Genomic DNA, 11004 nt, shown 5'->3' with positions numbered 1-11004 from the left:
ATTCTATTATAGCATCGATACAAGAAACTATACTATATTGACATTTTGGTTTTATACATACATATAGATGATTACAGATTTGTTTCGGTAATTTAGACGGAAATCATACTATTGTCGGTCTATATGGATAAGATGTATTACTATTTATAGTTAATGCTAACAAGATTTTAGGAGTTAGTGCTATGGCAGTTTCTTTGTTAAGTAAAGCATTGGCAAAAGTTTTGAGTACTGGTTCTGGTATGGCCGTGATAATAGGTGTCGGTTGCTCTTTAGTGCTGGGCACTGGTAACGCATATGCGGCAGCAGAAAAAGATAGTGCCATGTTTTTTAACCCTAAGCCTCAAGATGATGATGTCATAGTTCCTATGCCATGCAAGGGCTTTATGGTGTTTAAAAAGGTTTATACCTCTAATGAAGATAAACTCCATGATAAGGGCTTTAGCGCTGGTAGTAACAACGCTGACTCACTTTTGACCCAAGCTCCTAATAGTCGTTACATTCAAGGTGCTTTTAAAGATAAACAAGGCTATTACTATCTTATTGGTAAATATGAGCTCAATTCCGCCCAATACGATATTCTAAGCTCCTATGATCTTGGTAAAGGCAAGTGTTCAGATAAAAAGCTGTCCCCTAAAGATCGTATTGCTAAGAGCAATATTAGTTGGTTTGATGCTTTAGAAATTACCAGACAATATTCCCACTTTTTAGCAAGTAAAGCTGCGCAGCAAGCACTTACAGAGGTAAAGGGCAGTCAACTTCCAAGTGATGGTGCCAAGACCGTAGCTTTTGCTCGTCTTCCTACTGATAGTGAATGGGAGTTTGCCGCCCGTGGTGGTAATCGTGTAACTTCCTCTCAATTTAGTGCTGATGTTTTTCCTTTTGAAAATGGAAAAACTATTGCAGATTATGCTTGGTATAAAGGCAAAGGTAGCTCTATGGATGGTAGAGTACAGATTATCGGCGCAAAACTACCTAATCCATTGGGCATATACGATATCTTAGGTAATGTCTCTGAAATGATGCTTGATCCTTTCTATGCCACCAGAACTGGTAGATTACATGGCCAAAGCGGTGGTTATATAGTACGTGGAGGCAGTATCTTTAGTGGTCAGGATGGTATGATCACCGCTTATCGCTCTGAGCGTGCTTACTTTACTAAAGGCAATGAAACTAAAAGCCGTGATATGGGTATGCGTCTAGTGTTGTCCATCCCTTTTACTAATTCTATTGAAGAGGTGCGAACCTTAAAAGAGCAGGTAGCTAAGCTTGGTAATGACGATAATTCTGATACCAAGGGCGGTGGTAATTTAAATACTATTGCTGAGCTCGATAAGATTATCGCAGAGCAAAAGCAAGCCCAGCAAAAGGCCGAACAAGATCGTAAGGCAGCACAAAATGCCGCAGAGCAGGCTCGCAAAGAGGCTCAAAAAGCAGCTGAGCTCGCTAAAGAAGAAGTGCAAAAAGCAACTGAGCTTGCACAAAAGCAAGCTGATAGTGATATCAAGCAAGCAAAACTTGAGCAGGATAAGTTGCAAAAGGAGTTAGAGCTTAGTAAAAAAGAGCTTGAGCTTAGCCAACAGGAAGTGGCCAAGGCTCAAAAAGAGCGTGATGATTTAGGCGCTTATTTAATGTCTATGCAACAAAACCTCCATAAGTTGCGTGCCAATATGATTGAGGCCAATGCTAAAAAGGAGGAAATGCGTGATCGTGCTATTGTCTCTAATTTACGCTTAGGCGGTTATTTGTGCTCCACTATTGCTCGTGAAGAGATTGCTCGTGAGCGTTACGCCCAAAGAGAGGAAATCTTACGTAAGGTACCTCTAAAAGAGTGCCGTGCAGATAGTCAAAGTAAAGAGTGCTTAAAGGCTACTGAACAACAGGAGCTAAAGTTTAAGCAAGATCGTGCTTTAGTAGATCATATGGTTGATTACTATGTAAGCTACTATGCTGATCATATTACCGACACTATGAATACCTTTGATTACAAGTTTATTAAAGAGCAGCTTAAAAATGCTCAACAATCCTTAGGTAAGAATGAAGGTACCTTAAGTGAGTATATTGCCCAATTCTTAAACGACCTTGATAAGCATCAAACAGCAGGTCGTGATTTAGAGGCCAATAAAAAGCTTTGGATTAAGCAATGCCGTGCTTTAAAGCACTAATAGCAAAAATTTGGGTCACATATTTTCAATCTAAGGAGCATCCTAATAAGAGTTAAGTAACTAACTCTTATTGGGAGATATAGTCCTAAGCTCGGATATAAGGAAGAGATCGATGATACGATTAATGCGCTTGAGTTCCAATGATTTGGCTCCACAGGTAGCTAATGCTTTGTCTGAGCTGGGCACTTTATTACAAGAGCTTAAGCTTGATTCCTCTACTAGTTCTTTAATTGCTATGAGTAGCCACTCAGGCGATTACTTAAACTTTAACTCTAATATGTCTGGCTCTATCAAAGAGCTAACTATAGAGCAGGGTGCTCCTAAGTTTTATAAAGAACAATTACATGCGGCCCAAAATTACTCTTTTAGAGCCAATAAAATCATCGAGGTTCTAAAAGATAAATATCCGTCCTTAACTAGTGAGGATGGCTCTTTACAGTTATCCAATAAGCAAAATCTCAGTGCCCCTGAGTTTCTTTATGCTTTAATTAGCCAGCCTCAATATATGCTCGTGATTAATGATCGTGAGCCTGTAATTATTCCTTTCTTTTCTCAAGAGCACTGTAATAACACCTTAAACAACCCTCAAGAGCGCTTAAATGCTATTAAAACCGTAGGTGTTACTAGTGCCATTTTAGCCAGCTTTTTTGCCTCAGGCTCAGCTGCCGCAGCTAATGTCCAATCATCAACAGCAGCAGACAGCTCAAATGTTGATCAAAAATTTGACCCAGGCCTTCAACCATCAGTAGAGGGTAGTAAAGATACAGAGGCCTCTCAAGAACAGGCCGATAGCGCCAACTTTAGCGCCACTAGTAGCGCTGGTAGCGCTGGTGCGGGCGCATCAGAGGCAGGCTCAGGTGATGCTGGCACAGGCGCAGTAGGTGCTGGCACAAACGCAGTAGGGGCCGAAGGCGCAAGCGCTGCTGGCGCAAGTGCAGCGGGTGCGGGCGCTGGGGCTGGTGCGGCTGCTGCGGGGAGGAGCTTGGGAGGATGTTTAATTCCAAGCTTAATTGCTTTATTGCTGTTGTTAGCTTTGTTGGCCTTTTATTTCTTTAAGCTCTACCCATGGCCTTTTGATAAGGCCAATGAGCAAGAGTTATTGCTTGACCAATTAAACGAGCAAGTAATTGAGGATGAGCTTAACTTAAATAAGATTAATGAGCTTATTGAAAAGACCCAAGAGAAAATTGCTTTAGGACAGCAAGATGCACAAGAGCAACAGCTTGCTAACTTAAAAGCTACCTTAGCTAAGGATGAGCAAACTCTTAAAGAAATTGAGCGTCTGTTAGGTTTAGTCAATGATAAAGATGAACAGATAAAGGCTGAGGAACTGGCAAAGGCTCAAGAAGAGGCTGCTAAGGAAGCTGAGGCTGAGGCTGCTGCTAAGGCAGCGGAGGAGGCTAAGCTTGCTCAAGGCGCTGGTAAGGTCACTTTACCTAAGTGCGAGACCATTGTTAAGCAAGGAAAGATGCCTAATTTAATTATTGCAACCGATGGCTCTGGTTCCATGATTAACTTGCTCTCTGATGGCTCAATGCGTATTGATGCTGCTATCAAGGCTGCTCATGCTTTAATTGATCAAGTAGATAAGAATGTGCCAATTAGATTATTTGGTATTCAAGGTTGTCCTCTGGCTCGTGATTATGGCACTTTTTCAGGTAATGAGCGCCAACGCTTAAAAGCTGCTGTAGCTCAGACCAATCCTATGTTGCAGAGCATTCCTTTTCAAGTGCTAACTCCTTTAGTTAGTGGTATGAGAGGTATGGCCTCTGCTGCTCCTAAGAATGCTGATTCTATTGGCGTGTTAATTTCTGATGGTGTTGATACCTGCGATGGCACTGAGGATCTTAACCTTTGCGAGGTTGCACGTCAGATCCATAAAAGTAAACCACGATTGAAAATTCATGTGGTCTTAATTGGAGAGGATGCTCCTGATGCTAAGTGTATCGCTGATATTACTGGGGGCAAAGTTTATAAGCCAGGCAATACCAAAGCCTTAATTGAAGATTTAAAGAATGCAGGCAAGAGCTTGCAAAAGGTTTGTCAGTAGTTTTTGTTAATTACCAAGGAGGAGGTAGTTAGATTAGTCTCTACTAGTCTAATGCCATAAGAGTATGAAAAGAGTTATTTTAAAAAGCGGTGGGATTTATGATTTTGAACCCCTTGGTAAAGGCGGTGCTTTCTATGAAAACGCAGATTCCTTTTTAGATGCTATCGATAATAACGTTCATCTTCCTGGCCAAAATGGAAACGCCAGTAAATATTTAGCCAAGCCTATTGTCCATAAGGAAAGCCGCACTATTGATTGGATGATTAATTTTGAAAGTCTCAATCCTAATGATCAATATGAAATTGTTCCTTGGGCTCAGGCTAGCGCAGAGGAAAAGAAGAAGGCTAATGAGGAGTTAAAAGCTTTTACTCAAGCTTTGAACCAATATGGCAGGTCAATGAATCGCCGCCAAGATCAAAATAGTAGTAGCGCTTTATTAGCTAGTTATTTACTGGGTGATAAGGAAGCTCAGGAACTACCAGCTATTCACTTTCCTAACCAAGACTGTGTCTTTATTGTAGACGGTATTCCTGTTATTACTTTCTGGGGCTTTTCCAACGAACCAGATGTTCCAGCAGGTAGTCCTTTAGCGATGTTAAAAACAGCTCCAGTTTTTAGCCCACCTTTAAATTCTAACTTTGAGTCTCCTGTGCAACAGCCACCTCAGCCACCACAGCAGCCACCATATATTGAGCCTGCGCCTAATAATGAGCCTCAAGAGCCAAGAAAGAAACATGCTTGTTTCTTACCTTCATGGTTGTTATGGCTGTTATTGTTATTACTATTAATTCCATTATTACTCTGGCTGTTATGGAAATTCTTTGGCCTCTTTGCCTCTTTATTTGGAGCCCCAGAGTTGCCTAGTGCCAATGTAAATCCACCAGCTATTGAAGCTCCAGCTGAGAACCCTCCTCAAGAACCTCAAGACCCTGTGGTAGAGGCTCCTGCTGAGCCGTCAGCTCCATCAGATCCTATGAATTTGGATATTCCTCTTCCTGATGTTACTTTGCCTAATGTCAATTTAGAGGGAGGTTCACTCTCTGGTGGTAATTTATCCATGACCCCTGGTGCTACTGGTGGTGATGCTGCTATGGGCGGTACAGGCGAATCTGCCGCTGCTGGCGCTGGTACACCTGCACCAGAACCAGGTGCTAGTGACCAAGGTGTGCCGCCTGTGGCTAATGCAAGCGATCAGGGCGTAGCTCCTGCTGAGCAAGGCGCTGGTGCACCTACAGCTGATGCTAGTGCTGCTGCCCCAGCACCAGCTCCAGCACCAGCTACTGCTGGTGGCAATGGACAAAATGCGCCTGTGATTCCGCCTGATATTATGGCTAACAATAATTTAAGCCAAGCTCAAAAAGAGGCTATTGCAGCTGCTCGTGCCGCTGAGCAACAAGCTGGTATTGATGCTGCCCGTGCTGCTGAAAACCAAGGTGGAGCAGCAGGAGGGGCTGTGCCACCTGAGCTACCTGCTTTAGGTATGAGCAAGACTAATGGCTCGGTTGCCTCTCAGGGTGTAAAGCTTTTTGATGGCGATTGGCAAACTAAGTCACCACTTATGGATAGTGCCAATGGCCGTCCTTTACAAATGAGTTATAATTTTAAAGACGGTAAAGGACAGGTAACTGTAACCAGACCAGATGGATCTAAATGTGTATCACCTTCAAGTGCCGCTGTAGTTAACAATGGCATTGAGATCACTAATAGCGGTCGTGCCGTATGTCCAGATAAAAGTACTTACCAACTGCCAAAAGTTCGCTGTACTGATCAAGGAAATGGCATGGTTAAGTGTAACGGACAAGTAGGATCACAGACTTTCCCTATCACTTTCCACCAAAACTAACAAAGTTTAATGGAGCTAGGACAATTGAGCTTGTCTTTGCTCTGGTATAAGGACAAGTATCAGGTGAGCTTTATATGGCCACTTGATACTTGATGCTGCTTTATAAGTTTCTAAAGGTAAGATCATGAAAAAAATTGCTTTAGTAAGTGCTTTGATAGTTACTATGGCTTTGAGCGGTTGTAATTCAACTACTGGAGGCGTGGGAGGGGCTGATCCTGATGCTCGTTTAATTAGCAAAGACTTTAATGTTGAAAAGAGCTCTTATGTTACCTCTTGCTTAGTAGGCGCTGGTGTTGTTGGTGTAGGTTGCATGTTGATTGCTAGCTCTTCTCAAAGAGCCGTATGTATTGCAGCTGCTGCAGCTGGCTGTATGGCCTCTATGGGTGTGAATGCTATTTTGGATAATATTCGTCAAAATTATCACACCAAGGAAGCTCAGTTAGATGCCCTTATGGATCAGCTTGAGGTTAATCGCCAAAAGGCTGTTCAAATGAATGCTGCTGCTCATCGTGTTTATCAAGATGATCATGCTAAGTTCTTACAAATGAAAAAGGACATTAATGCCAACAAGGTATCAGCCGAACAGGTTAAAAAGTCCATTGCTCAGTACAATGCTAATATCAAGGTGTTACAAGAAAACCTTGAAGTGCATGAGGAAAACGTCAATAAGTACAAAGAAGTGCGTGATGGTTTAGTGGGCAAAGAAATGCTAACAGCCCAAGAGAAGAAAAAGCTCAAGGAATTGGATCGCCAAATTGCAAGCTTAGAAAAGACTGTCGATGATTTACGCAGTGTTTATTCCTCTAACGTAGACGATCGCAATGTCTTGAACTTAGCTTTAGAAAAGGGCGTTGAAATTAACGCACAAGCCTAAGCTTAAGGTAGGCCAAAGGTCCAAGGCCAGGCTCTATGCCTAGGCTCATGCCTAAGCCTAGGTTAGTGGCCTGGGCCTGGGCCTGGGGCTTTGCGTATTGCTCTATATAGATTTGTTTATCTGAGTCGGTAAGAATCATGTTAAAAGATTATGTATCAGCCAAAGTTGGTGGAATAGCTTTAGTTAGCTGTTTGTTATTAAGTGCTTGCGCCTCTACTCCAGAGGAGTGCGATCCAAGTCAAGATCAAGGATTCTTTGGCAAAATGGGGTGCGTTGTTACTGGTTCATACGAGGCTCGTGTGAATGCTAAACAACAAAGAGTTGCTGATTTAAGAGCTGAGGTTGAGACTCTTAATCAAATGACCCGTGATATCCAGGCTCAAAATAGAGCCTTGATGGGTGATTACTTTGCTCGTTTACAGGTTCTGGATAAGACTAAGCTCGATTTGATGGAGCTTGAAAGTCAGTTAGCCAAGAAAAAAGCTTTAAGCGTAGACTTACAAGAGCAAATCGATGGTCTTAAGGGTAAGGTAGCTCAGATGAGCACTAAGAGCGCTGCTTCTAAGTCTATTGCTAAAAAGGAAAAGGAAATTGAAGAGCTTAATGCCCAGATTGAGGCTTTAAGCCAAAGCATGACTATGTAAGTCTGTTTTTTAATTTTCTTTAAACAAAGCCCTCAAATACTATATTTGGGGGCTTTGTTTTGGTAAAAGATAAGGCCACTTTATGGAGTTTTACTGAGGGCTTGTTCCAATGTGCTATACTTTCGCTCTAGAATTTGTGTAGATGTCCTAAATATAGTGTTTAGGACTGGTTTTTTAATATGCTTTTAAACAGCATTTGCTGCTGACAGGAGTTTCAATGGTAGCTGTGGAACAGGCACTTGCCGAGATTGCTCGTGGTGCTCAGGAAATTATTCCTTTAGATGAGCTTAAGAAGAAGCTTGAGAGTGGTCGTGAGCTGGTAATTAAACTTGGTATGGACCCAACTGCACCTGACATTCACTTAGGTCACACAGTTATTCTTAACAAGTTACGTACCTTCCAGAATTTAGGTCACAAAGTAGTTTTAATTATTGGTGACTTTACTGCATCTGTCGGTGATCCATCAGGTAAGAATGCTACTCGTCCTCAATTATCACGTGAGCAAATCTTAGCTAATGCCCAGACTTACGCTGAGCAAGCTTTCAAAGTTTTAGACAAAGAGAAGACTGAAATTCGCTATAACAGCGAGTGGTTAAATGCTTTAGGCGCTGATGGTGTAATTAGATTAGCCTCTAAGCTTACCGTTGCTCGTATGCTTGAGCGTGAAGATTTCACTAAGCGTTATCAGTCTGGTCAGCCAATTGCCATCCACGAGTTCTTGTATCCATTGTTCCAAGGTTATGATTCTGTAGTACTTAAGGCCGATGTTGAGCTTGGTGGTACTGATCAGAAGTTCAACTTATTAATGGGTCGTGAACTTCAAAAGGATGCTGGTTTAGAGCAGCAATGCGTCTTAATGATGCCTTTATTAGTAGGTTTAGATGGTGTCAAGAAGATGTCTAAGTCTGCTAATAACTATATCGGTGTACATGATGCTCCAAACGAAATGTTTGGCAAGATTATGTCCTTATCTGATGAGTTAATGTGGTCTTACTTTGATCTCTTATCTTTCCGTCCATTAACTGAAATTAATGAGCTTAAGCAAAAGTGTCAAAGTGGTGAGATGAACCCACGTGATGCTAAGATGGAGTTAGGTAGAGAGATTGTTGCTCGTTATCATGGTGAGCAAGCTGGTTTAGATGCGGTAAATGGCTTTATTAACCAATTTGCTAAAGGCGCTATTCCTGAGGACATTGAGGAGTTTACCTTCGAGAATGTTCAGTCCTTACCAAATATGCTCAAGGATGCAGGCTTAGTAGCTTCTACCTCTGAGGCTATGCGTATGTTAAAGCAAAATGCTGTTAAGTGCGATGGCGAGGTTATTAGCGATCCTAAGGCTACTGTTGAGCCTGGCACTAAGGTATACCAAGTAGGTAAGCGTCGTTTTGCTCGCATTACTGTTAAGTAAGATTATCTGCAAAATTTATTAAATAGCGTATATAAGCAAATTGTGCGCTAAAATATAGCCCGCTATAGATTATGATTAATTTGTAGTGGGCTTTTTAATTTTTATTTAGCTAAATTTGAGGTTTGACATGGCTAAGACTCAGGATGAATTAAAAGAGATGGTAGCTCTTAAGGCTCTAGATTTCATCCCACAAAATGGTATTTTAGGCGTGGGCTCTGGCTCTACAGTGGTCAAGTTTATTAAGGCCATTCAAGCTCAAGGAATTAAAGTAGAAGCTGCTGTATCCAGCTCTAATGCTACTACTGCTCTATTAGAGGAAATTGGCGTTAAGGTTTTAGATCCAAATAGCTGTGAGCCATATGATGTTTATATTGATGGCGCAGACGAAGTAAACGACGACTTTGAAATGATCAAAGGCGGCGGTGCTTGCTTAACCCGTGAAAAGATTTTAGCTTCTATGGCTAAGCGCTTTGTATGCATCGTAGATAAGTCCAAGTTAGTACAAACTTTGGGTAAATTCCCTCTTCCTGTAGAGGTAATTCCAATGGCTCGTGAGCAGGTGGCCCGTACCTTACGTACTTTAGGTGGTAATCCTGTGTTACGTGAGGGATGTATTACCGATAATGGTTGTGAGATCTTAGATGTTCATGGCTTATCTATTACTAACGCCAAAGAGCTCGAAGATAAAATCAATGCCATTCCTGGTGTAGTAACTGTAGGTTTATTCGCTCACCGTGGTGCTGATGTAGTTTTATATGCTACTGATGATGGTGTAGTAGAGCGTACTAAGTAATAGCACTTATTTTTGCTCTTTAGGTTTTAAAAAAAGCGCATTGACCAGTTAGGGCGGTGCGCTTTTTTCTTTGGATCAAAATGGTGCTCAAATAGAGTAAATAGTGCAAATTTAGGCTCTTTAATGGGGCAGAGTGCTTTGTGTATGTAGCTAAGATCACGTTGATGACAATTTTTAGTCAGTTGGCATGGTATTAGGAAATTAACGATCAATGCCTGTGCTATATTAGTTGTAATAAAGCCTCGAATTTTGGGGCTAGGATGTCACTAACATCCACCGCCTAAAGGCGGAGGCATGACCTCTTTTTTGAGAATCAGCCTCGTTAGTGTACTAGCCTTAGTGAGCACTCTTTTAGAGTGTGTTGAACTACGTTGTTTAGGAAAATATAGGCACCGCCGGATGTTTATCCTAGTCTTGCGCTCTGCGGTCTGTAGTTTAGCGTAAAGCTATCAGGGGATAGGTAGCGAGCGAATTATAGACGTTAAACCCTATACAACATTGGCGAAGGGTATTAACTAAATTTTTATTTTAGAAAGGAACCTGAGGGTATCCTTTTGGAGATTATTTTGAAAGTAGCTGTTTTGAGTATGCGTGGTCAGTGCTTAATGCCGTGCTCTCCACGAAAAGCTAGAGTATTGCTAAGGGAGAAAAAAGCTGTTGTAAAACAGAAGTCTCCTTTCACTATTCAGCTGACTATTCCTACTGGTGAAACTAAGCAAGAGGTCACTTTAGGCGTTGATGCTGGATCTAAGCATATTGGCATTTCTGCTACCACTGCAAAAACAGAACTTTTTGCCTCAGAGGTAGAGTTGCGCCAGGATGTTACAGGCCTATTAGCCGATCGTCGTGCTTTAAGACGTAGTCGACGTGCTCGCAAGACCCGTTATCGTGCTCCTCGTTTTAACAATCGTGTTCGCTCTAAACACAAAGGCTGGTTAGCTCCTAGCATTGAAAACCGTATTCAGGCGCATTTATCGCGTATTGAAGCTGTTTTGAAGTTGTTTCCTGTAACTAAGATAGTGGTTGAAACTGCATCTTTTGATATTCAAAAGATTAAGAATCCTGCTATTACAGGCAAAGGCTATCAACAAGGTGAGCTACTAGATTTTTTTAATTTGCGTGAATATATTCTCTGGCGAGATAATCACACGTGCCAACACTGCAAAGGCAAGTCCAAAGACAAGGTTCTTCAAGTGCATCACCTTGAAAGTCGCAGGACTGGTGGTAATG

The 11004-nt window shown here is 41.8% G+C and carries 8 protein-coding genes; all 8 read left to right on the top strand.

Annotation, left to right across the window (positions count from 1 at the left end):
• The first annotated feature begins 182 nt into the window (after positions 1 to 182).
• Positions 183 to 2162: an SUMF1/EgtB/PvdO family nonheme iron enzyme gene (locus MXE38_RS11380; RefSeq protein ID WP_246915051.1), complete on the top strand. Its 1980-nt coding sequence runs from the start codon at positions 183 to 185 to the stop codon at positions 2160 to 2162.
• Between the two features lie 112 nt (positions 2163 to 2274).
• Positions 2275 to 4212: a hypothetical protein gene (locus tag MXE38_RS11375; protein ID WP_246915048.1), complete on the top strand. Its 1938-nt coding sequence runs from the start codon at positions 2275 to 2277 to the stop codon at positions 4210 to 4212.
• A gap of 64 nt (positions 4213 to 4276) precedes the next feature.
• Complete coding sequence (locus MXE38_RS11370; protein ID WP_246915045.1) at positions 4277 to 6055, top strand: hypothetical protein; 1779 nt, start codon at positions 4277 to 4279, stop codon at positions 6053 to 6055.
• Between the two features lie 124 nt (positions 6056 to 6179).
• Positions 6180 to 6929: a hypothetical protein gene (locus MXE38_RS11365; protein ID WP_246915042.1), complete on the top strand. Its 750-nt coding sequence runs from the start codon at positions 6180 to 6182 to the stop codon at positions 6927 to 6929.
• Positions 6930 to 7066: 137 nt separating this feature from the next.
• A complete protein-coding gene (locus tag MXE38_RS11360) occupies positions 7067 to 7573 on the top strand; it encodes a hypothetical protein (RefSeq protein ID WP_246915039.1) in 507 nt (168 codons plus the stop codon).
• Between the two features lie 217 nt (positions 7574 to 7790).
• Positions 7791 to 8981: a tyrosine--tRNA ligase gene (gene tyrS / locus MXE38_RS11355; protein WP_246915036.1), complete on the top strand. Its 1191-nt coding sequence runs from the start codon at positions 7791 to 7793 to the stop codon at positions 8979 to 8981.
• Positions 8982 to 9108: 127 nt separating this feature from the next.
• On the top strand, positions 9109 to 9774 hold the full coding sequence (gene rpiA, locus MXE38_RS11350; RefSeq protein WP_246915033.1) for a ribose-5-phosphate isomerase RpiA: 666 nt from the start codon (positions 9109 to 9111) through the stop codon (positions 9772 to 9774).
• 554 nt (positions 9775 to 10328) lie between these two features.
• A partial coding sequence (iscB, locus tag MXE38_RS11345) for an RNA-guided endonuclease IscB (protein ID WP_246915031.1) occupies positions 10329 to 11004 on the top strand: 676 nt, incomplete at its 3' end.

It is taken from the genome of Anaerobiospirillum sp. NML120448 (assembly GCF_023050945.1).
In the GTDB taxonomy this organism is placed as follows: domain Bacteria; phylum Pseudomonadota; class Gammaproteobacteria; order Enterobacterales; family Succinivibrionaceae; genus Anaerobiospirillum.
This window is presented reverse-complemented; position numbering and strand designations above follow the sequence as displayed.